At 70.8% G+C, this 21952-nt stretch carries 18 protein-coding genes; 13 read left to right on the top strand and 5 right to left on the bottom strand.

Features of this window, described 5'->3' with window-relative positions; translation table 11 throughout:
* Window positions 1–6: 6 nt before the first annotated feature.
* The 7 genes from IE185_RS01740 (at window position 7) to IE185_RS01710 (ending at window position 6142) form a co-directional block, all read left to right on the top strand.
* Window positions 7–813, top strand: coding sequence for a cell division protein FtsQ/DivIB (locus IE185_RS01740; RefSeq protein WP_138895417.1), 807 nt, complete (start codon window positions 7–9; stop codon window positions 811–813).
* Between the two features lie 272 nt (window positions 814–1085).
* On the top strand, window positions 1086–2309 hold the full coding sequence (gene ftsZ / locus IE185_RS01735; RefSeq protein WP_138895418.1) for a cell division protein FtsZ: 1224 nt from the start codon (window positions 1086–1088) through the stop codon (window positions 2307–2309).
* Window positions 2310–2332: 23 nt separating this feature from the next.
* Entirely contained in the window at window positions 2333–3040 is a 708-nt protein-coding gene (pgeF, locus tag IE185_RS01730; protein WP_138895424.1) for a peptidoglycan editing factor PgeF, read from the top strand.
* A gap of 3 nt (window positions 3041–3043) precedes the next feature.
* The gene (locus IE185_RS01725; protein WP_138895419.1) at window positions 3044–3763 is read left to right on the top strand and encodes a YggS family pyridoxal phosphate-dependent enzyme; all 720 of its coding nucleotides are present in this window, start codon (window positions 3044–3046) and stop codon (window positions 3761–3763) included.
* 139 nt (window positions 3764–3902) lie between these two features.
* A complete protein-coding gene (locus IE185_RS01720; RefSeq protein ID WP_138895420.1) occupies window positions 3903–4520 on the top strand; it encodes a cell division protein SepF in 618 nt (205 codons plus the stop codon).
* Window positions 4521–4590: 70 nt separating this feature from the next.
* A complete protein-coding gene (locus IE185_RS01715; protein ID WP_138895421.1) occupies window positions 4591–4875 on the top strand; it encodes a YggT family protein in 285 nt (94 codons plus the stop codon).
* A 49-nt stretch (window positions 4876–4924) separates the two neighbouring features.
* Complete coding sequence (locus tag IE185_RS01710) at window positions 4925–6142, top strand: DivIVA domain-containing protein (protein WP_138895422.1); 1218 nt, start codon at window positions 4925–4927, stop codon at window positions 6140–6142.
* 394 nt (window positions 6143–6536) lie between these two features.
* On the opposite strand, the gene ileS is transcribed toward IE185_RS01710, so the two are convergent.
* Window positions 6537–9680, bottom strand: a complete 3144-nt coding sequence (gene ileS, locus IE185_RS01705; protein WP_138897742.1) for an isoleucine--tRNA ligase — start codon at window positions 9678–9680, stop codon at window positions 6537–6539.
* Window positions 9681–10233: 553 nt separating this feature from the next.
* Here ileS and IE185_RS01700 point away from each other — a divergent pair.
* From IE185_RS01700 to IE185_RS01680, 5 genes are all read left to right on the top strand, one after another.
* Entirely contained in the window at window positions 10234–11055 is an 822-nt protein-coding gene (locus IE185_RS01700; protein WP_138897743.1) for a TraR/DksA family transcriptional regulator, read from the top strand.
* A 95-nt stretch (window positions 11056–11150) separates the two neighbouring features.
* Complete coding sequence (gene lspA, locus IE185_RS01695) at window positions 11151–11747, top strand: signal peptidase II (protein ID WP_138897744.1); 597 nt, start codon at window positions 11151–11153, stop codon at window positions 11745–11747.
* 17 nt (window positions 11748–11764) lie between these two features.
* Complete coding sequence (locus tag IE185_RS01690) at window positions 11765–12706, top strand: RluA family pseudouridine synthase (protein WP_138897745.1); 942 nt, start codon at window positions 11765–11767, stop codon at window positions 12704–12706.
* Window positions 12707–12985: 279 nt separating this feature from the next.
* Window positions 12986–13945, top strand: a complete 960-nt coding sequence (locus IE185_RS01685; protein ID WP_373303685.1) for a glycoside hydrolase family 5 protein — start codon at window positions 12986–12988, stop codon at window positions 13943–13945.
* Between the two features lie 53 nt (window positions 13946–13998).
* Window positions 13999–15585: a Na+/H+ antiporter gene (locus IE185_RS01680; protein WP_138898398.1), complete on the top strand. Its 1587-nt coding sequence runs from the start codon at window positions 13999–14001 to the stop codon at window positions 15583–15585.
* Between the two features lie 24 nt (window positions 15586–15609).
* Here IE185_RS01680 and IE185_RS01675 read toward each other — a convergent pair whose 3' ends face one another.
* Window positions 15610–16701 (bottom strand): mechanosensitive ion channel family protein, encoded by a 1092-nt coding sequence (locus IE185_RS01675; protein ID WP_138898399.1) that lies wholly within the window; start codon window positions 16699–16701, stop codon window positions 15610–15612.
* A 30-nt stretch (window positions 16702–16731) separates the two neighbouring features.
* Here IE185_RS01675 and IE185_RS01670 point away from each other — a divergent pair, with 30 nt between their 5' ends.
* Window positions 16732–17301: a dienelactone hydrolase family protein gene (locus IE185_RS01670; protein WP_138898400.1), complete on the top strand. Its 570-nt coding sequence runs from the start codon at window positions 16732–16734 to the stop codon at window positions 17299–17301.
* A 10-nt stretch (window positions 17302–17311) separates the two neighbouring features.
* Here IE185_RS01670 and IE185_RS01665 read toward each other — a convergent pair whose 3' ends face one another.
* The 3 genes from IE185_RS01665 to IE185_RS01655 form a co-directional block, all read right to left on the bottom strand.
* On the bottom strand, window positions 17312–18919 hold the full coding sequence (locus IE185_RS01665; RefSeq protein WP_189714464.1) for a serine/threonine-protein kinase: 1608 nt from the start codon (window positions 18917–18919) through the stop codon (window positions 17312–17314).
* A 24-nt stretch (window positions 18920–18943) separates the two neighbouring features.
* Window positions 18944–19879: a zinc metalloprotease gene (locus IE185_RS01660; RefSeq protein WP_138899368.1), complete on the bottom strand. Its 936-nt coding sequence runs from the start codon at window positions 19877–19879 to the stop codon at window positions 18944–18946.
* A 344-nt stretch (window positions 19880–20223) separates the two neighbouring features.
* A complete protein-coding gene (locus IE185_RS01655; protein ID WP_138896674.1) occupies window positions 20224–21876 on the bottom strand; it encodes an alkaline phosphatase D family protein in 1653 nt (550 codons plus the stop codon).
* Between the last annotated feature and the right edge of the window lie 76 nt (window positions 21877–21952).

Raw genomic sequence — 21952 nt, 5'->3', positions numbered from 1 at the left:
CAGGCAGTGGCCGGACCGACGACCGCCCAGCGCGGTGAACGACAGGCGCGGGGGTCGTCGGCGGCCCGCCCGCCGCTCGGCGGGCCGTCGGGCGGCCGCCGGCTGCGGCTGCCGGGGCGCGGCGTCCTGATCCTGGCGCTGGTCCTGACGGTCCTGCTGACGGCGGGCGGCATCTGGACGCTGTACGGCTCCTCCTGGCTCCGCGTGGAGCGGGTGGAGGCGTCCGGCCCGCGGGTCCTGACGTCCGACGAGGTGCTGGAAGCGGCGGCCGTCCCGGTCGGGGCGCCGCTGATCTCGGTCGACACGGACGAGATCGAGGAGCGGGTGCGCCGGAAGCTGCCCCGCGTCGACACGGTGGAGGCCGTCCGCTCGTGGCCGCACACCATCGCGCTGGAAGTGACGGAACGAAAGCCGGTACTGCTCGTCAAGAAGGGCGCGGACTTCGTCGAAGTGGACGACGAGAGTGTGCGGTTCGCCACGGTCCCCAGGGCGCCCGCCGGCGTGCCGCTGCTGGAACTGGCGTCCGGCGACTCGCCGAGCCTGCGCCGGTTCGGCGCGGACCGGCTGCTGCGGGAGGCCGTACGGGTCACCGGCGACCTGCCGCGGTCCGTCGCCGGCGACGTGCGGACCGTTCAGGTCGGCTCGTACGACTCCATCACCCTGGGGCTGCACGGCGACCGTACTGTCGTCTGGGGCAGCGCGGAGCAGGGCCGGGCGAAGGCGCGCGCGCTGGAAGCCCTCATGAAAGCAGCTCCGGAGGCCGGGCACTTCAATGTCAGTGCGCCCACCGCCCCCGCAGTGTCGGGGAGTTGACGCTCATACGTGCTGGCCAGCACCCTGGTTGGCCAGCGATATGGGTGATCACATAGGGTGAAAAGAAAAACGGGAGGTTCGGCGTGTTCGTTGAACGTGCGCCACTTGTCGACTTAGTGTCCTGTTCGGAGAGTCCAAGGAACAGACACACTGGTAACCCTGAACTTCACCGTTAGGGTTCGGGTCGGCGTTCGGACCGTCCCAATCGGCATCAGTCGTCGCGGCGCTGCAACCCCGCGGCGGCACGTAACTCGAGGCGAGAGGCCTTCGACGTGGCAGCACCGCAGAACTACCTCGCAGTCATCAAGGTCATCGGTGTCGGCGGCGGTGGTGTCAATGCCATCAACCGAATGATCGAGGTCGGTCTCAAGGGCGTCGAGTTCATCGCGATCAACACCGATGCGCAAGCCCTGTTGATGAGCGACGCCGACGTCAAGCTCGACGTCGGACGTGAACTGACCCGCGGCCTCGGCGCCGGGGCCAACCCGGCAGTCGGCCGCAAGGCGGCAGAGGACCACCGTGAGGAGATCGAGGAGGTCCTCAAGGGGGCCGACATGGTCTTCGTCACCGCCGGCGAAGGAGGTGGCACCGGAACCGGTGGCGCCCCCGTCGTCGCCAACATCGCGCGCTCGCTCGGCGCCCTCACGATCGGCGTGGTCACCCGCCCGTTCACCTTCGAGGGCCGGCGTCGCGCGAACCAGGCGGAGGACGGCATCGCCGAGCTCCGCGAAGAGGTCGACACCCTCATCGTCATCCCGAACGACCGCCTGCTGTCCATCTCGGACCGTCAGGTCAGCGTGCTGGACGCCTTCAAGTCGGCGGACCAGGTCCTGCTGAGCGGCGTCCAGGGCATCACCGACCTCATCACCACGCCCGGCCTCATCAACCTCGACTTCGCCGACGTCAAGTCGGTCATGTCCGAGGCGGGTTCGGCCCTCATGGGCATCGGTTCGGCGCGCGGCGACGACCGCGCGGTCGCGGCGGCGGAGATGGCGATCTCCTCGCCGCTCCTGGAGGCGTCCATCGACGGCGCCCGCGGCGTGCTGCTCTCCATCTCCGGCGGCAGCGACCTCGGTCTCTTCGAGATCAACGAGGCCGCGCAGCTGGTGAGCGAGGCCGCACACCCCGAGGCCAACATCATCTTCGGCGCGGTCATCGACGACGCCCTGGGCGACGAGGTACGGGTCACCGTCATCGCCGCGGGCTTCGACGGCGGACAGCCGCCGGCCCGTCGCGAGAACGTGCTGGGCGCCAGCTCGGGGGCTGCCGCCAAGCGCGAGGAGCCCGCGCCGTCCCGGCCCGCGGAGAGCGCGCGGCCGGCCGGCGGCATCGGTACGGTTCCGCCGCGCGAGCGCGAGGAGCCGGCTCCGGTCCAGGCCGAGGCCGCACCGGTGGCCGAGCTGCCGAACACGCCGGTCTCGCCGCCGCACGTACCGCCGGCCCGGCCGTACGACAGCCAGGCCGAAGAGCTGGATGTCCCGGACTTCTTGAAGTGACCGTGCAGGACGACGCGATACACGTGGACGGCGCCCACTTCGCCTTCACCGACAGGTGGGGCGGGGTGAGCGCCGTTCCGTACGAGGAGCTCAATCTCGGCGGCGCGGTCGGTGACGACCCCGCCGCCGTGCTCGGCAACCGGGAACTGGCCGCCAAGTCGCTCGGGCTCGACCCGGGCCTGGTCGTCTGGATGAACCAGGTGCACGGGCGGGACGTGGCCGTGGTCGACGGCCCGTGGGGCGACGAGATCCCGTCCGTCGACGCGGTTGTGACCGCCCGGCGCGGACTGGCCCTCGCGGTGCTCACCGCGGACTGCACCCCCGTTCTGCTCGTCGACCCCGTCGCCGGCGTCGCGGCCGCCGCTCACGCGGGACGGCCCGGCCTGGTCGCGGGGGTCGTCCCGGCGGCCGTCGAGGCGATGATCACACTGGGCGCCGATCCCTCCCGTATCACCGCGCGTACGGGGCCCGCCGTCTGCGGGCGCTGCTACGAAGTGCCGGAGGGGATGCGGGCCGAGGTCGCGCGGACCGTGCCCGCGGCGTGGTCGGAGACCAGCTGGGGCACCCCGGCCGTCGATGTGACCGCCGGAGTGCACGCGCAGCTCGAAGCGCTCGGCGTGCGCGACCGGCATCGGTCGCCGGTCTGCACGCTGGAGTCGGGCGACCACTTCTCGTACCGCCGCGACCGCACCACGGGGCGGCTCGCCGGATATGTCTGGCTGGATGGATAGGGCATGACGGACCGAAAGGCTCAACTCGCCGCGAATCTCACGCGGGTGGAGGAACGTATCGCCACCGCGTGCGCGGCGGCGGGACGGGCACGTGACGAGGTGACCCTGATCGTGGTCACCAAGACGTACCCGGCGAGCGATGTGCGCCTGCTCGCCGAGCTCGGCGTACGCCATGTCGCGGAGAACAAGGACCAGGAGGCGGCCCCCAAGGCTGCCGAGTCGGCCGACCTGCCGGTCAGCTGGCACTTCGTCGGACAGCTTCAGACCAACAAGGTCCGTTCTGTGGCGAGTTATGCCGATGTGGTGCAGTCGGTCGACCGGGCGAAGCTCGTCACGGCGCTGTCGACGGCGGCGGTACGGGCCGAACGCGAGCTCGACTGCCTCATCCAGGTCGCCCTGGACGCCGAGTCGGGCGAGCGGGGAGAGCGCGGCGGCGTCGCACCGGACGGTGTCGAGGAGTTGGCCGCGAAGGTGGCCGGAGCCCCCGGTCTGAGGCTCGGCGGCCTGATGACCGTCGCGCCGCTCGCCGGACCGTACGCGGGCCGCGAACAGGCCGCGTTCGAGCGGCTGATGGAATTGTCATCCAGCCTGCGCTCGGCTCATCCTGCTGCGAACATGGTGTCGGCAGGGATGAGTACGGACCTCGAGCAGGCCGTGGCCGCCGGAGCGACACATGTACGCGTCGGTACTGCGGTACTCGGAGTCCGACCCCGGCTCGGGTAACGTCGCGAAGCAAGTCGGACCACAGCAGAAAATATGGTCATTCCCACTGATAGGTGGGTGGGCCGAGTGGATCGCGGGCACTTGGTGACGCTGTACGTGGGCACAAGGGCGATCCACCACAGAGCGGAGGACTCAGAGAATGGCCGGCGCGATGCGCAAGATGGCGGTCTACCTCGGCCTCGTGGAGGACGATGGGTACGACGGCCGGGGTTTCGATCCCGATGACGATTTCGAACCCGAGCCGGAGCCCGAGCGGGAGCACCGCCGGCACCAGCCCCCGCACCAGGAGCGGCACGAAGAGCCGGTCCGCGTGGTGCAGCCGCCCGCGCAGCGTGAGCCTGCGCCCCACCCCGCTCCGCTTGCCGCGGAAATCGGACGACCGGCACGTATCGCCCCCGTGGCATCCATCACACCTGAACGTCCGAACCTGGAGAAGAACGCACCGGTGATCATGCCCAAGGTCGTGTCCGAGCGGGAGCCCTACCGCATCACCACGCTGCACCCGCGGACCTACAACGAGGCCCGTACCATCGGGGAACACTTCCGCGAGGGCACTCCGGTGATCATGAACCTGACCGAGATGGACGACACGGACGCGAAGCGACTTGTCGACTTTGCGGCGGGTTTGGTCTTCGGCCTGCATGGCAGCATTGAACGAGTGACGCAGAAGGTGTTCCTGTTGTCGCCTGCTAACGTCGATGTCACGGCGGAGGACAAGGCCCGTATCGCAGAGGGCGGCTTCTTCAACCAGAGCTGAGACATGACAACGCGAACGAACCCGGCCGGCAGGCCGGAGTTGTGAGAGCACGGGGAGAGGGAAGCACGAGATGAGTGTGGCACTGGACGTGATCTACATCGCGCTGATGTGTTTCCTCATCGTGCTGATCTTCCGGCTGGTCATGGATTACGTCTTCCAGTTCGCGCGCTCATGGGAACCCGGCAAGGCGATGGTGGTCGTTCTGGAGGCCACCTACACTGTCACCGATCCACCGCTCAAGCTTCTGCGGCGGTTCATTCCGCCGCTGCGTCTCGGGGGCGTGGCACTCGACCTGTCCTTCTTCGTTCTGATGATCATCGTTTACATCCTGATCAGCATCGTGATCAGGCTGTGAGCGATACGGTCTTGCCGACTGCCGACGACTACGTAGAGGTGAAGTAGAGATGCCGTTGACCCCCGAGGACGTGCGGAACAAGCAGTTCACGACCGTCCGCCTCCGAGAAGGCTATGACGAGGACGAGGTCGATGCCTTCCTCGACGAGGTCGAAGCTGAACTGACGCGCCTGCTGCGCGAGAACGAGGATCTTCGCGCGAAGCTGGCCGCCGCGACGCGTGCCGCCGCGCAGAACCAGCAGCAGCAGGGTATGCGCAAGCCGCCGGAGCAGCAGGATCGTCCCGGCGCGCCCGTGCCCGCCGCCATATCCGGCCCGCCGGTCCAGCAGCAGCCGCCGCAGATGGGTCCGCCCCAGCTGCCCGGTGGCGCGCCGCAGCTGCCCGCCGGTCCCAGCGGCCACGGTCAGCAGGGCCAGCACGGCCAGGGCCAGCACGGCCAGGGCCAGCTCGGCCAGGGCCCGCAGGGCCAGCACGGTCCCGGTCCGATGGGGCAGGGCCCCATGGGTCAGGGGCAGATGCAGGGCCAGATGGGCCAGGGCCAGATGGGCCAGGGCCAGATGCAGGGCCAGATGGGCCAGGGCATGGGTGGTCCGATGGGCGGCCCCATGGGCGGTCACGGTCCGCAGCTCCCGCAGCCCGGTCAGGGTCCCGGCGGCGACAGCGCCGCTCGTGTGCTCTCGCTGGCGCAGCAGACCGCCGACCAGGCGATCGCCGAGGCCCGTTCCGAGGCCAACAAGATCGTCGGTGAGGCGCGCAGCCGCGCCGAGGGTCTGGAGCGGGACGCCCGGGCGAAGGCCGACGCGCTGGAGCGGGACGCGCAGGAGAAGCACCGCGTGGCGATGGGCTCGCTGGAGTCCGCCCGCGCGACGCTGGAGCGCAAGGTCGAGGACCTGCGCGGCTTCGAGCGCGAGTACCGGACCCGTCTGAAGTCCTACCTGGAGAGCCAGCTGCGTCAGCTGGAGACCCAGGCGGACGACTCGCTGGCTCCGCCGCGGACCCCGGCGACCGCGTCGCTGCCGCCGGCTCCGCAGATGAGCGGGTCGATGGCGCCGGCCGGTGCGGGTGCGATGGGGCACTCCATGGGGGGCAACCCGTCCATGGGCGGCCACGGTGGCCCGTCCTCGAACGGACCGTCGTACGGCGGCCAGCAGCAGATGTCGCCGGCGATGACCCAGCCGATGGCTCCGGTCCGGCCGCAGGCGCCGCAGCCGATGCAGCAGGCGCCGTCGCCGATGCGCGGGTTCCTGATCGACGAGGACGACAACTGACGGCCGTGCGCGCGCTGAGCGCGTAGCCGTCGGCAGGCTGAGGGCCGGGCCCCGGGGATTCTTCCCCGGGGCCCGGCCCTTTTGCGTCGGGGGACGCGGGTGGGTGCGGGTGGCCGGCCGGCGGGTGCAGGGCGGGTGCTGGTGGGTACGGGCGCCTGCGGCGGGCTGTTCCCCACCCCGCCCCTTCCCGAACCGGGACAGGTCCCGGACCCCGGAAGCCCTGCGGGGGTGTCCTCAAGCGCCGGACGGGCTGGGTGTGACCGCTGAGCGGTGCCGGGCGGAGCTTCCCGCGCCCGGGCGCCCTGCGGGGAGTGCGCTGAGCGGATGTGTCCTCGTGAGGGGAACGCGAAAGGACCCGGCCGACGGGTGTCGGCCGGGCCCTTTCGCCCTGCGGTTACGCCTCGGTCTTGCGGAGGCGGAAGGTCAGGGACAGGGACTCGTCCGTGAACGGGGCGCCGTACGTGGCGTCCGCTTCCGTCGCGGCGAAGTCCAGCGCCAGGACCTCGTCCGCGATCAGGCCCGCGTGCTCGGTGAGGGCCTCCGCCGTCTCGGCGGAGTCCGCCGACCAGCGGACCGCGATGCGGTCCGCGACGTCCAGGCCGCTGTTCTTGCGGGCCTCCTGGATCAGGCGGATCGCGTCACGGGCCAGGCCCGCACGCCGCAGGCCGGGGGTGATCTCCAGGTCGAGGGCGACCGTCGCGCCCGAGTCGGAGGCCACCGACCAGCCCTCGCGCGGGGTCTCGGTGATGATCACCTCGTCCGGGGAGAGCGTGACCTTCTCGCCGTCCACCGTGACCGTCGCGGTGCCCTCGCGCAGGGTCAGCGAGAGCGCGGCGGCGTCCGCCTCCGCCACCGCCTTGGCCACTGCCTGGACGCCCTTGCCGAAGCGCTTGCCCAACGCGCGGAAGTTCGCCTTGGCGGTCGTGTCGACCAGCGAGCCGCCCACCTCGGAGAGGGAGGCGAGCGAGGAGACGTTCAGCTCCTCGGTGATCTGCGCCTGGAGCTCGGGCGTCAGGGTCTCGAAGCCCGAGGCGGCCACCAGGGCGCGCGAGAGGGGCTGGCGGGTCTTGACGCCCGATTCGGCCCGCGTCGCGCGGCCCAGCTCCACCAGGCGGCGTACCAGCGCCATCTGGCGGGAAAGGGTGGGGTCGATGGCCGAGAGGTCCGGCTCGGGCCACGTCGAGAGGTGGACCGACTCCGGGGCGTCCGGCGTGACCGGGACGATCATGTCCTGCCAGACCCGCTCGGTGATGAACGGCGTGAGCGGGGCCATCAAGCGCGTGACCGTCTCCACCACATCGTGCAGCGTGCGCAGCGCCGCCTTGTCGCCCTGCCAGAAGCGGCGGCGGGAGCGGCGTACGTACCAGTTCGACAGGTCGTCGACGAAGGCGGAGAGCAGCTTGCCCGCCCGCTGGGTGTCGTACGACTCCAGGGCCTGCGTCACCTGGTCCGTCAACGCGTGCAGCTCGGACAGGAGCCAGCGGTCCAGGACCGGGCGGTCCGCCGGGGCCGGGTCCGCGGCGCTGGGGGCCCAGCTCGAGGTACGGGCGTACAGGGCCTGGAAGGCGACCGTGTTCCAGTAGGTCAGGAGCGTCTTGCGCACGACCTCCTGGATCGTGCTGTGGCCGACCCGGCGGGCCGCCCAGGGGGAGCCGCCGGCCGCCATGAACCAGCGGACCGCGTCCGCGCCGTGCTGGTCCATGAGCGGGATCGGCTGCAGGATGTTGCCCAGGTGCTTGGACATCTTCCGGCCGTCCTCGGCGAGGATGTGGCCCAGGCAGACGACGTTCTCGTACGACGACTTGTCGAAGACCAGCGTGCCCACCGCCATGAGCGTGTAGAACCAGCCGCGGGTCTGGTCGATCGCCTCCGAGATGAACTGCGCCGGGTAGCGCTGCTCGAAGAGCTCCTTGTTCTCGTACGGGTAGCCGTACTGCGCGAACGGCATCGAGCCCGAGTCGTACCAGGCGTCGATGACCTCGGGAACGCGCGTCGCCGTCAGCGAGCAGCCCTCGCCCGTGCACGGGAAGGTGACCGCGTCGATGTACGGGCGGTGCGGGTCCAGGGACGACTGGTCGGTGCCGGTGAGGTCGGAGAGCTCGGCGAGGGAGCCGACGCACGTGAGGTGGTCGTCCTCGCAGCGCCAGATGGGCAGCGGGGTGCCCCAGTAGCGGTTGCGGGACAGCGCCCAGTCGATGTTGTTGTTCAGCCAGTCGCCGAAGCGGCCCTGCTTCACCGACTCCGGGAACCAGTTCGTACCCTCGTTCTCGCGCAGCATCGCGTCCTTGACCGCGGTGGTCCTGATGTACCAGGACGGCTGGGCGTAGTAGAGGAGCGCGGTGTGGCAGCGCCAGCAGTGCGGGTAGCTGTGCTCGTACGGCGTGTGGCGGAAGAGCAGACCGCGCGAGTCCAGGTCCGCGGTCAGCGCCTCGTCGGCCTTCTTGAAGAACTGGCCGCCGACGAGGGCGACTTCCGGGGTGAAGGTGCCGTCGGGCAGGACCGGGTTCACGACCGGCAGGCCGTACGCCCGGCAGGTCCTGAGGTCGTCCTCACCGAAGGCGGGCGCCTGGTGGACCAGACCGGTGCCGTCCTCAGTCGTGACGTACTCGGCGTTCACCACGTAGTGCGCCTCCGACGGGAACTCCACCAGGGCGAAGGGGCGCTCGTACGTCCAGCGCTCCATCTCGGCGCCCGTGAAGGTACGGCCGGTCGCCTCCCAGCCCTCGCCGAGCGACTTCTCCAGAAGCGGCTGGGCGACGACCACCTTCTCCTCGCCGTTCGTCGCGACGACGTAGGTGACGTCGGGGTGCGCGGCGACCGCCGTGTTGGACACCAGGGTCCAGGGGGTCGTCGTCCAGACCAGCAGCGAAGCCTCGCCCGCGAGCGGACCCGAGGTCAGCGGGAAGCGGACGAAGACCGAGGGGTCGACGACCGTCTCGTAGCCCTGCGCCAGCTCGTGGTCGGACAGGCCGGTGCCGCAGCGCGGGCACCAGGGGGCGACGCGGTGGTCCTGGACCAGCAGGTCCTTGTTGAAGATCTCCTTCAGGGACCACCAGACGGACTGGACGTACGACGGGTCCATGGTCCGGTACGCGTCGTCGAGGTCGACCCAGTAGCCCATGCGGGTCGTGAGCTCGGCGAAGGCATCGGTGTGGCGGGTCACCGACTCGCGGCACTTCGCGTTGAACTCCGCGATGCCGTACGCCTCGATGTCCTTCTTGCCGTTGAAGCCCAGTTCCTTCTCGACGGCGAGCTCGACCGGCAGGCCGTGGCAGTCCCAGCCGGCCTTGCGGGCCACGTGGTAGCCGCGCATGGTGCGGAAGCGGGGGAAGACGTCCTTGAAGACGCGGGCCTCGATGTGGTGCGCGCCCGGCATGCCGTTGGCGGTGGGCGGGCCCTCGTAGAACACCCACTCGGGGCGTCCCTCGGACTGTTCGAGACTCTTCGAGAAGACCTTGTTCTCGCGCCAGAAATCGAGCACGGCGTGCTCGAGCGCGGGAAGGTCGACCTGGGCGGGCACCTGGCGGTACAGCGACATCGATTCCTCCGGCGGACTGTGACTTCCGTCGGAGGGACGAGAGCGCTGGGCTCCCGCGGTACCACCCTCCTTGGCCACGGGCGGCGCCCGTGACCCCCTCATTGGGGCAGCGATGCCGGTTCTACTGGCCTTGCGCCTGCGGGGCAAGGCTTTCTTCCGGCGGCTCAGGGGTGATGCTTCACGCCGCGCTCGCCGCCGGGCTCACACCGTCCCCGGATCGCTCTTGGCTGCGTACGACGCTACTCGTCCCCTTCGAGGCCTTTCGCTTCGGCCAGTGTACGGGCCGCGCGCCCGGAGGGCCGCCCGGTTTCCGCGCGGCGCCCGGGCGTACGTCCGATAGCCCGAATGGCCATACGCGCTGTCGCGTACCGCGCTCACGTCCTGCGGGGCGGATTACCGGGCGGAGAGCTGGGCACAACCGAGGCAGGCTCGTCGCGCCCGGCACGCGGCGGGGGCCGGCCGGCGGCGTGCCCCGTTGCCGCGGGGCTGGAGTCGACTTATCGTCCCAGCACGATGCGCGAGCAAGATCACAATATGTGAAGGGGCCGCGGCCATGGTGGCTAAGAAGACCGCCGCACAGAGCGCAGACGGGACCGGCACGGCGGAGAACGGCGCCGTCGCGGAACAGCCCGTCGCGAAGAAGGCCGCTGCCGAGAAGAGCGCCGCGAAGAAGACGGCCACCCAGCGGACGGCCGCGAAGAAGACGGCTCCGGCCAAGAAGGCCGCCGCGAAGAAGGTCGTGGCGAAGAAGGCGGCACCGGCCGGCAGGGCCGGGGCAGCCAAGAAGGCACCTGCCGAGAAGGCGGCTGCGAAGAAGGCCGCTCCTGCGGCCAAGGGGGCGGCCCAGGCCGCGGAAGAGACAGGAGCCAAGACGGTGGTTGCGAAGAAGACAGCGAGCAGGTCCACGGCCGCCAAGAAGGCCGTGCCGGTCGCGGCTGCGGCGGCGGTCGCGTCCCCCACGGTCGCCCCGGTGGCCCCCGGCGAACTCGCCGTTCGGCCGGGCGAGGACCCCTGGACCCCGCAGGAGGTCGCCGAGGCGCGGGCCGAGCTGGAGCAGGACGTCGCCGGCCTGCGGGTCGAGATCGCCGCGTCGCAGGAGGCGGTGACCGGGCTGATGCGCGACTCCGGGGACGGCGCGGGCCACGACGAGGCCGACACCGGCACCAAGAACATCTCCCGGGAGTACGAGCTGGCGCTGGCGGCCAGCGCCCGTGAGCGACTGGAGCAGACCGAGCGTGCCCTGGAACGCCTCGACGCCGGTACGTACGGGCTCTGCGAGGTCTGCGGGAAGCCCATCGGCAAGGCGCGCATGCAGGCGTTCCCGCGCGCCACGCTGTGCGTGGAGGACAAGCAGAAGCAGGAGCGCCGCTACTGATCCGCGCCACCGGGGCTCCGAGCGGGTGTCGGCGCCGTCCGTACGTGTGTGCCGTACCCTCGTGCTCAGTCAGGTACCTAGGTTGAGGGACTCACGTGGCAGAGGCGGAGCGCGTCATCGGTATGCCGGACACCCCTGAGGCCGGGGGAGCCGAACCGGAGGAGTCCTCCGGCGCGGCGGCCCCCGAGGAGCAGCCGGTGAGCAGGGTCAAGCGGAAGATCCCTGTGCTGTTCGGCGTGGCCCTCGTGGCCTACCTGCTGGATCTGGGCAGCAAGATGCTCGTGGTGGCCAAGCTGGAGCACCACGAGCCGATCGAGGTCGTCGGTGACCTGCTGCGGTTCGAGGCGATCAGGAACGCCGGCGCCGCGTTCGGCATCGGCGAGGCCTTCACCGTCATCTTCACGGCCATCGCGGCGTCGGTGATCGTGGTGATCGCCCGGCTCGCGCGCAAGCTCTACAGCCTGCCCTGGGCCATCGCGCTCGGGCTGCTGCTCGGTGGCGCGCTCGGCAATCTCACCGACCGCGTCTTCCGCTCGCCGGGTGTCTTCAAGGGCGCCGTGGTGGACTTCATCGCCCCGGCGAACTTCGCGGTCTTCAACCTCGCGGACTCCGCGATCGTGTGCGGCGGCATCCTCATTGTGATCCTGTCGTTCCGGGGTCTGGACCCCGACGGCACTGTCCACAAGGACTGACAAGGCATACTCGACGGGTGAGTACCATTCCCGAGTTCCGCACCCTGCCCGTTCCCGATGGCCTCGAGGGCGAGCGCGTCGACGCCGCCATCTCCCGGATGTTCGGGTTCTCCCGTACGAAGGCGGCCGAGCTCGCCGCCGCCGGGAAGGTCCAGGTCGACGGGTCGGTGGTCGGGAAGTCCGAGCGGGTCCGGGGCGGGGCCTGGCTCGAGGTGGAGATGCCGCAGGCCGCAGCCCCCGTGCAGATCGTCGCCGAGCCCGTCGAGGGCATGGAGATCGTGCACGACGACGACGACATCGTCGTCATCGACAAGCCGGTCGGCGTCGCCGCCCACCCCAGCCCCGGCTGGACGGGCACCACCGTGATCGGCGGTCTCGCCGCCGCCGGGTACCGCATCTCGACCTCCGGCGCCTCCGAACGCCAGGGCATCGTGCACCGCCTCGACGTCGGTACGTCTGGCCTCATGGTCGTGGCCAAGTCGGAGCGGGCGTACACGCTGCTCAAGGCCCAGTTCCGGGACCGGGTCGTCGTGAAGAAGTACCACGCGCTGGTCCAGGGCCACCCGGACCCGATGAGCGGCACCATCGACGCCCCGATCGGGCGCCACCCCAACCACGACTACAAGTGGGCCGTGACGGCCGAGGGCAAGCCCTCCGTCACGCACTACGACCTGATCGAGGCGTTCAGGGCCGCGTCGCTCCTCGACATCAAGCTGGAGACCGGACGCACGCACCAGATCCGCGTGCACATGTCCGCGCACCGCCACCCCTGCGTGGGCGACACGACGTACGGCGCGGACCCGACGATGGGCAAGCGGCTCGGCCTGACGCGGCAGTGGCTGCACGCCATGCGGCTCGGCTTCGAGCACCCGTCGGACGGGCAGTGGGTCGAGTTCCAGAGCGCGTACCCGGCCGACCTGCAGAAGGCGCTGGACGTGATCCGCGCCGAGAGCGAGTGAGCGCCCGTTCCATAAGCGCCGCCGAGCCGACGGGCACCCCCTCACAGGCGATGCGGCGCGCCCTGTAGGCGCAGCTCAGAGCGGCACATGGGGCCACAGCACACCGCTGTGGCCCCTTTTCGCTGCCCCGGCAACCATTAGGAAAGTTTCCCAACACTCTTGACGGCAACTGTAAACAATCCTAACTTTCACGCGAACTCCCGTACCGGAACCCCCACACCGAAGGGAGCACAACCCATGCGCAAACCCCTGCTCTTCGCCTCCGCGCTCGGCGTCGTCATGGCGCTCCAGACCCCGGTCGGCGCCGCCGAGGCCCCCGCCCCCACCCCCGTCTCCGCCAACGGACAGCTCACGGTCTGCGGCCTTCAGCTCTGCGACGACCAGGGCCGGGCCGTCCAGCTGCGCGGCATGAGCACCCACGGCACCCAGTGGTACGCCCGGTGCGTCACCGACGGATCGCTGGACGCCCTCGCCCGCGACTGGCGCGCCGACGTCCTGCGCGTCTCGACGTACGTCCAGGAGGGCGGTTACGAGACCGACCCGCAGCGCTTCACCGCTCTCGCCCAGAAGTTCGTCGACGGGGCCCACCGGCGCGGCATGTACGCCGTGATCGACTGGCACATGCTCGACCCGGGCGACCCCGACTTCAACCTCGCGCGCGCCAAGACCTTCTTCACGGCCATGGCGAAGAAGTACAAGGACCACCCCGGCGTCCTCTACGAGATAGCCAACGAGCCCTCCGGCGTGCGCTGGTCGAAGATCAAGGCGTACGCCGAGAAGATCATCCCCGTCATCAGGGCGCAGGACCCGGACGCCGTGGTCCTGGTCGGCACGCGCGCGTGGTCGTCGTTCGGCGTCTCGGAGGGCGCGAACGAGCAGGAGGTGGTCCGCAACCCCGTGAACGCCTCCAACATCATGTACACCTGCCACTTCTACGCCGCCTCGCACCGGGGCGAGTACCTCGACGCCCTCAACCGCGCCTCCGACCGGCTCCCCGTCTTCGTCACCGAGTTCGGCACACAGGACTACGCGGGCGAGGGGGCCAACGACTTCTCCCAGTCCCAGCGTTTCCTCGACCTGATGAAGCGCAAGAAGATCTCCTGGACCAACTGGAACTACTCCGACGACCACCGCTCGGGAGCCGTCTTCAAGACGGGCACCTGCGACGGCGACACCTGGGCGGGGACCGGCGTCCTGAAGGAAGCCGGAGTCTGGATCCGCCAGCGGATCCGCGAGTAGTGGCACCCTGGGGGTCTTGATCGTCGAGATGCCCAACCGCCGGAGGGTGCGCCGTGGACCAGTTGGCCCTGCTGTTCCTGCTGCTGCTGGGGGCCGTCGTCACGGTGCCCCTGGGGGAGCGTCTCGGGCTGCCGGCTCCCGTGCTCATGACGGTCGCCGGGATCGTCCTGGCGCTGCTGCCGTTCGTTCCGAACGTCGAGGTCCCGCCCGAGTACATCCTGCCGCTGGTCCTGCCGCCCCTGCTGTACGCCGCCGTGCAGCGCACCTCCTGGCGGCAGTTCGCCGCGAACATCAGGCCCATCCTGCTGCTCGCCGTGGCGCTCGTCTTCGTGACGACGGCGGCGGTGGCCGCGGTGGCGGGCGCCCTCGTCCCGGGGCTGCCGATCGCCGCGGCCATCGCGCTGGGCGCGCTCGTCGCCCCGCCCGACCCGGTCGCGGCGACCGCCGTGGCCGGGTCGCTGGGGCTGCCGCGGCGGCTCGTGTCGATCCTGGAGGGCGAGGGGCTGTTCAACGACGTCACGGCCATCGTGCTCTACCACGTGGCGATCGCGGCGGCCGTGAGCGGCACGTTCTCGTGGCCGAACGCGGTCGGGGACTTCGTCCTCTCCGCCCTCGTCGCCGTGGCCGTCGGGTTCGGGCTCGGCTGGATCACCGAACGGCTGATGGGCTACCTCGGGGACGCGACCCTGCAGATCAGCCTGACGCTGCTGGCGCCCTTCGTCGCCTACGTACTGGCCGAGGAGTTCAAGGGCTCCGGCGTGCTCGCCGTGCTCGTCATCGCTCTGTACCTCGCGGAGCACGCCGTCGACGCCGACGACGTACTCGGCCGCCTCGCCGGGAACACCTTCTGGCAGATCGTCGACACCCTGGTCACCGGCATCGCCTTCGGCCTCATCGGACTCGAGCTGCACAACGTCTTCGGGACGGCCGAGAGCCGCCTCGGCGAGATGCTCGGCTGGGGCGCGGCGGTCGTCGCGGTGGTCGTGGGCGTACGGCTGGCCTGGCTGCTGCCCGCGACCTGGCTGGCCAAGCGGCTGCACACGCTCCGCGACTACGACGAGGACATCCCCGTCAGCTGGCGCGAGACGGTCGTCATGTGGTGGTCGGGGATGCGGGGCGTGGCGTCGGTCGCGCTGGCGCTCGCCATTCCGCTCAGGACCCAGGACGGCGCCCCGTTCCCGGCACGCGACGAGATCGTGTTCATCGCGTTCTCCGTCATCATGGCCACCCTCCTCGTCCAGGGGCTCACTCTGCCGCGCCTGGTGCGCCTCCTCGGCGTACGCGCGGACACGGGAGCGGAGCGCGAGCTCGAACACGACCTGGCGGTACGGGCCGCGAAGGCGGCCAAGCGCAGGCTCAAGGAGATCCAGGAGGTCGAGGACCTGCCCGACGACGTCCTGGACCGGCTCCAGCGCGGCGCGCTGGACATCGGGGCCAGGATCAGCCCGGAGGTCTTGGACGACGAGCGGCGCGAGGCGTTCGCGCAACGCGCCGAGCGGGTCAAGTCGGTGCACCGGATCCAGGGCGAGATGATGTCGGCCGCGCGGCACGAGGTGCTCTCCGCGCGCAGCGAGCCGGGCGCCGACCCCGAGGTGGTGGACAGGGTGCTGCACCACCTGGACGTGCGCAGCCTCCGCTAGCGGTCCACCCCTCGGGCGGCGGGCCTAACCGCGCCCCGTGCGCGGCTCCTCGTCGGGCACCGGCGGCTTGCCGTTCGGGGGGAGTTCCGCAGCGGCCGTGGCGATGCGCGGCAGCGCGTACGGGTGCTTCTCGGTCAGCCAGGCGATCAGCTGTTCGCGCACCGTGCACCGGACCGTCCACACGTCGTCGGCGTCCTTGGCGGTGACGACCGCCCGTACGACCAGGGTGCTGGGCGTCGTGTCGGTGACGGCCAGGTTCCAGTCGCGGCCGTCCCACGCCTTGCACATGCCCAGGATCTCCTGGAGCTTCTCCCGCATCAGATCCACCGGCGCGGTGTGGTCGAGGTGCAGGAAGACGGTGCCGGTCATCTGGGCGCCGCCGCGCGACCAGTTCTCGAACGGCTTGCTGGTGAAGTACGACACCGGCATGGTGATCCGCCGCTCGTCCCAGGTCCGTACGGCCAGGAACGTCAGCGTGACCTCCTCGACCACACCCCACTCGCCGTCCACGACCACCGTGTCTCCTATGCGCACCATGTCGCCGAAGGCGATCTGGAAGCCGGCGAAGAGGTTGCCGAGGGTCGACTGGGCCGCGACACCGGCGACGATGCCGATGATTCCGGCCGAGGCCAGCATCGAGGTGCCGACCGCCTTCATGCCGGGGAAGGTCATCAGCATCGCGCCCGCCGCCACCACCGCGACGACCGCGGTGACGATCCGCATGATCAGCGTCACCTGGGTACGGACGCGCCGGACCCGGGCCGGATCGCGCGTCGAGGACGCGTAGCGGGCGTACGACGACTCCACGACGGCGGAGGCGATCCGTATGACCAGCCAGGCGCCGGCGCCGATCAGCACCAGGGAGAGCACCTGGCCTATGCCGGCCCGGTGGTTCTGGACGATCGCCAGGGCGGTCTTCTCGTACGCCCCTCTCAGGACGGCGGTGAGGATCAGGACCTGGAGCGGCACGCGGCAGCGGCGCAGCAGGCCCCACAGCGGGGTCTCGTGGTGGCGGGCATCGGTCCGGCGCAGCAGAAGGTCGGCGGCCCAGCCGACGACCAGCGTGAGCACGACCGAGCCACCGATGACGATCAACGGGCGCAGTACGTTCTCCATGACTCCGACGCTCAATGGGAGGATGGCGGGATGGACATCATGCTTTTCCACTCCGTCTACGGTCTGCGCCCGGCGGTGCACGCCGCAGCAGAGCGGCTGCGTGCCGCCGGGCACCAGGTGCACGTGCCCGACCTCTTCGAGGGGCAAACTGCCGAAACCGTGGAGGAGGGCATGGCGATCAAGGACGGCATCGGCCGGGACGAACTCCTGCGCCGCGCCGTCCTCGCCGCCGCCCCGCACTCCGAGAACGGTCTCGTGTACGCCGGTTTCTCCTTCGGCGGGTCCGTCGCGCAGAACCTGGCGCTCGGTGACGAGAAGGCCCGTGGCCTGCTGCTTCTGCACGGGACCTCGGACATCGCGGACGACGCCGCGGTGCAGGAGCTGCCCGTGCAGCTGCACGTCGCGGAACCGGATCCCTTCGAGTCCGACGACTGGCTGAACGCCTGGTACCTGCGGATGCGGCGGATCGGCGCCGATGTGGAGATCTATCGCTATCCGGGAGCCGGTCACCTCTACACCGACCCGGACCTGCCGGACTACGACGCCGACGCCGCCGCGCAGACCTGGAAGGTCGCGGCCGGGTTCCTGGCGACGCTCTAGTCCCCGGCGCCTACAGGCGCGCGCAGCGTCCCGTCGGGGCGCTCACCGGCGGACGGCACAGGTAGGTCCGGTCCGCCGCGCTGTCGCTGATCCAGCGGCCGAGGCACTGGTCGGGCGTCGTACGGCCGCGCGCGGCGCAGAAGGACAGCGCGGCGCGGCCGTCGGCGAAGGGCCCGGCGGCGTAGATCACCCAGTACCCGGGCCGGAGCGAGGGGAAGTCGTCGCTCCGCAGCACCTGGGCCTGCGGCACCTGCTGCCGGACGGTGGCGAGGCGGCGTTCGAGGGCGGCCCGGCCGGTGGTCAGCGGCTCGGAGTGGAGCTGCGCGACCCAGCTGTCGGCGACCGGGGGCCGCTCGGGCGGCGTGGAGGTCGTGGCCGGCGGGGTCGACGGCGAGGGGGAGGCGGAAGCGGTCGGCGGGGCGGAAGGGGACGGCGAGGTCGCCGTGGCCCGGGTCGCGCCCGTGGTGACCGCGGTGGCGCTGGTGCCGCCGTTGCCTCCCGCTCGGCCCGCCGGTTCCGCTTCCGGCTTCAGCACGGTGTACGCCGCGACGCCCAGCAGCGCCAGCACGACCACCGCGGCGGCGGCGGCCAGCGGAGCCCGGCCGCGGCGCGGCGGCGAAGTCACCGTCGCGGAGCCGTCGCCGGAGCCGTTCCCGGGGCCGACGGTCGGCAGTGAGTGGGGCGCGGGCGGGGTGTGCGGCGCCCCGGGCACGGGCGGCGCGGGCCTCGGGGTGTCGGTCCGGGTCGGCGACGGCGGTACGGGCGCGGGCGGCGGGGCCGGGAAGTGGCCGGCCTCGGCGGCGGCCAGCAGCGCGTCGAGCCGCTCGGCGTCCGGGCGCGCGGCCGGGTCCCGTACCAGCAGCTCCGCCAGTACCGGACCGAGCGGCCCGGCCTGCCGGGCCGGCGGAACGGGATCGTCCAGCACGGCGGCCAGGGTGGCCAGCGTGCTGCCGCGGCGCATCGGGCTCACGCCCTCCACGCAGACGTACAGCGTCATGCCCAGCGACCAGAGGTCGGACGCCGGGAGGTCGGCGGAGCCCCGGACGCGCTCGGGCGCCATGTACTCGGGGGACCCGATGACCTCGCCGGTCATGGTCAGGGACGCGGACCCCTGGACGGCGGCGATGCCGAAGTCGGTGAGGACCGCCCGGCCGTCGGCCCGCAGCAGGACGTTGGCGGGCTTCACGTCCCGGTGGTGGATCCCGGCGGCGTGGGCGGCGCGCAGCGCGGCGAGGATCTCGCGGCCCGTGCGCGCCGCCTCCCGGGGCGGCAGGGGGCCCTCCTCCAGGCGGTGCTGGAGGGTACGGCCCGGCAGGAGTTCCATCACGAGCCAGGGGTGCGGCTCCTCGTCGACGATGTGATGGATCGTCACCACGTGGGGGTGGTTGATCCTGGCCAGCGCTCGGGCCTCGCGCAGGACCCGCTCCCGCAGGACGCGCGAGGCCTCGGCGCCACCGGCCGGCTCCGGGCCGAAGGACCGGACTTCCTTCAGGGCGACCTCGCGGTGGAGAGTGGTGTCACGGGCGCGCCACACCGTGCCCATGCCCCCGCTGCCGAGCCGTTCCAGCAGCTCGAAACGCCCGTCGACGATGTCCCCGATGTCCCCCGGCCCGCTCATGGCGTCAGGGTAGAGGACCGTGGGTCAGCCGGCGCGGTACGCGGTCCAGCTGTCAGTCATCCGCGTGACCTGACCGGCGGTGAACTGGTACATGCAGTTGTCGTACGTGTAGTCCATGAAGTTGTGGACCGGGTCGACGCCGGTCTTGCTGGCGCAGGAGTCACGGCCGGTCGGGCACTGGTACGCGGCGCTCTTCTCGGCCGGGGTGTCGGTGACGTAGTCGCCGTTGCCGTTGCAGCCGCCCTGGAAGGTGTGGTACAGCCCCATCCAGTGGCCGACTTCGTGGGTGGCCGTGTCGCCCTCGTTGTAGTTGGCGGAGCTGCCGCCCGGGAGCGACGTGTCGAGGACGACGACGCCGTCCATGCTCGGGCTGGAGTTGTACGAGCTCGGGAAGGTCGCCCAGCCGAGCAGGCCGTCGCTGAGGTTGGCGGTGTAGAAGTTCAGCGCGCCGGGGCCGCCCTTGCGCAGGGTCGACTTCATCTGCTTCTCGGCGGTCGAACCGGACGCCAGGTTGTACCAGGAGGCGTTGTCCGTGTAGTCCGTACCGGCCAGCGTGAACTGGAAGTTGGAGTTGACGTTCCCCGTGCCCTGGCCGCCGAAGGCCGAGTTGAGGACCGCCATCTGGTTGTTGATGTCGGTCGCCGTGAGCTTGCCGGTACTGCCGCTGTGCACGACGTGGAAGTACACCGGGATGGTCGTGACCGCGGTGGCGGAGAAGCCCCTGGCGGTCGCGCCGCCCGAGGTGCGCAGCTTGTCGAGTCTCTTGCGCAGGTCCGCGTCCATGGCCTTGGCCTTGGCGGCGGTCACCTCGTTGGGCTCGTGGGCGTGCTGGTCGCCGGAGGGCCGCGCCTCGCGGGCGGCGCTCACACCGGTCTCCTCGACGCACTGGTCGGCGGGCGCCTTGGCGACGGCGACGCCGGCGGGGGCGGACAGGGTGGACAGGGCCAGGGTTCCGGCCATGACCGCCGTGCCGATGAAACGCTTGCGCAGAAGGGGGGATATACGAGCAAGAGCACGCACGTTGACTCCTCGCGGGGGTGGGCGAGGGTGGGTTCCTCGCCGCTGCCCGGAGGTTATGTGTCCATGTCAGATCTTGAAGAGAAGCGATCAAGCCCAATCAATTCAACGATCAATTAGGGCATCGGGACGAAAACTTTCGGCCTGGTCCAGACTTTGAGATCGGGAGGTAAGGGCAGGGGGTGCGGAGGCGGGTGGTGTGTCCGCATTCGGATGGCGAATTAACACCACCCGCCTCCTGGCGTGATCTGCCCGTAACAGGCCGCGTGATGGCTGAAAATCGACGGTCAGCGCACCGGCTGGTTCACCCGCTCGACCTTCTGCGTTCCGCTCAGCGTGCGGTACGAGCGCGTCCACCGCGTGGTCGCGTCCTGCCGGCTCTTGTCGGAGACGACGTAGTAGTCCATCTGCGAGCGCTCGCTCGTGACGTCGAGGACGCCGTAGCCGTGGGAGTCCATGTCCAGCCACTTCACATGGCGGTTGGCGGCCTTGATCGCCGTCGAGGCGACCAGCGAGACGGTCTGGGGCGCGACGTGCAGGAGGTCGTCCAGGTTGTCCGAGGACACCGACGTGACGACGAACTCGGTCGCCGCCGACGCCGACAGCGGGTACGTCGCGGCCTTGACGGGTACGTCGTTGGCCCACGCCATGTGGATGTCGCCGGTCAGGAAGACCGTGTTCCTGACCGCCCGGTCCCTCAGGTGGCTGATCAGTTCCTTGCGGTCGTCGGTGTAGCCGTCCCACTGGTCCACGTTGACGGCGAGACCCTCCTTCGGCAGCCCCATCAACTCGGCCAGCGGCTCAAGGAGATGGGCCGGTACGGACCCGAAGGCCACCGGCGAGATCATCACCGACGTACCGACCAGCTTCCAGGCGGCGTCGGAGGACGCGAGACCCGACTTGAGCCAGTCCAGCTGGGCGCGGCCGGTGAGCGTGCGCTCCGGGTCGTCCACCGAGCCGCTGCCGGCCTTCGCCTGCTCGGAGCGGAAGGATCTCAGGTCGAGCAGGTGCAGATCGGCCAGCTTGCCGAAGCGGAGCCGGCGGTAGACCGTGCCCTCGGTCGAGGCGCGGACCGGCATCCACTCGAAGTACGCCTGCTTCGCGGCGGCCACGCGCGCGGCCCACGCGCCCTCCGCGCCCGGCGTGTGGTTCTCGGCGCCGCCGGACCAGGCGTCGTTCGCGATCTCGTGGTCGTCCCAGATGGCGATGACCGGGTGCGTGGCGTGCAGCGCCTGGAGGTCGGCGTCGGTCTTGTACGTGCCGTGGCGGGTGCGGTAGTCGGCGAGCGTGAGGATCTCGTGCGCCGGCTCGTGCTGCCGTACGACGTACGGGGCGGTGGGGTAGCCGCCGGTCGCGTACTCGTAGAGATAGTCGCCGAGGTGCAGGACCGCGTCCAGGTCGGTGCGGGCGGCGAGGTGCCGGTACGCCGAGAAGTAGCCCGACTCCCAGTTGGCGCAGGAGACGACGCCGAAGCGCACTCCGGGCGTGGCGGCGTCGGCGGCGGGAGCGGTGCGGGCGCGCCCGGCGGGGGACACCGCGTCGCCCGCGGTGAAGCGGAAGTAGTAGGTGGTCGCCGGGGCGAGGCCGCGCACGTCGGCCTTGACGGTGTGGTCGGTGGCGGCGCTCGCGGTCGTGGTGCCGCGCGCGACGATCTGCGAGAACCCCTTGTCCGCGGCGACCTCCCAGCCCACCGGGGTGTCGGGTCCCTTGCCGGAGCCGGGCACGGCGTCGGGGGTCGGGGTTATCCGGGTCCACAGCAGGACGCCGTCGGGCAGCGGGTCGCCGGAGGCGACTCCGTGGAGGAAGGCGGGAGCCTGCGCGGCGGTGGCCGCGGCGGCACTCGTACCCGTACCGGCGACGACGGGGACGGAAACAGCGGTGGCGGCAGCGGCTTTGACGACCGTGCGGCGGCTGGGAGAGGAAATGAATCGACTGGTCACGGCCGTACATTACTGATCAGTACAGCTCAAGGGTGGGCAAACGCGAGAACGTTCGCCCACCCTTGGGTGAAGTGCC

It is taken from the genome of Streptomyces chryseus (assembly GCF_014650755.1).
In the GTDB taxonomy this organism is placed as follows: domain Bacteria; phylum Actinomycetota; class Actinomycetes; order Streptomycetales; family Streptomycetaceae; genus Streptomyces; species Streptomyces chryseus.
The sequence above is the reverse complement of the archived record's forward strand: the minus strand, read 5'-3'. Positions and strand labels throughout refer to the sequence as shown.

Coding starts and splice junctions, on each gene's coding strand:
- IE185_RS01675 (WP_138898399.1), bottom strand. CDS start 16,701: ATGGAGAACGTACTGCGCCCGTTGATCGTCATCGGTGGCTCGGTCGTG.
- IE185_RS01670 (WP_138898400.1), top strand. CDS start 16,732: ATGGACATCATGCTTTTCCACTCCGTCTACGGTCTGCGCCCGGCGGTG.
- IE185_RS01725 (WP_138895419.1), top strand. CDS start 3,044: ATGACGGACCGAAAGGCTCAACTCGCCGCGAATCTCACGCGGGTGGAG.
- IE185_RS01660 (WP_138899368.1), bottom strand. CDS start 19,879: ATGGCCGGAACCCTGGCCCTGTCCACCCTGTCCGCCCCCGCCGGCGTC.
- IE185_RS01665 (WP_189714464.1), bottom strand. CDS start 18,919: ATGAGCGGGCCGGGGGACATCGGGGACATCGTCGACGGGCGTTTCGAG.
- IE185_RS01715 (WP_138895421.1), top strand. CDS start 4,591: ATGAGTGTGGCACTGGACGTGATCTACATCGCGCTGATGTGTTTCCTC.
- IE185_RS01720 (WP_138895420.1), top strand. CDS start 3,903: ATGGCCGGCGCGATGCGCAAGATGGCGGTCTACCTCGGCCTCGTGGAG.
- IE185_RS01710 (WP_138895422.1), top strand. CDS start 4,925: ATGCCGTTGACCCCCGAGGACGTGCGGAACAAGCAGTTCACGACCGTC.
- ileS (WP_138897742.1), bottom strand. CDS start 9,680: ATGTCGCTGTACCGCCAGGTGCCCGCCCAGGTCGACCTTCCCGCGCTC.
- IE185_RS01700 (WP_138897743.1), top strand. CDS start 10,234: ATGGTGGCTAAGAAGACCGCCGCACAGAGCGCAGACGGGACCGGCACG.
- IE185_RS01685 (WP_373303685.1), top strand. CDS start 12,986: ATGGCGCTCCAGACCCCGGTCGGCGCCGCCGAGGCCCCCGCCCCCACC.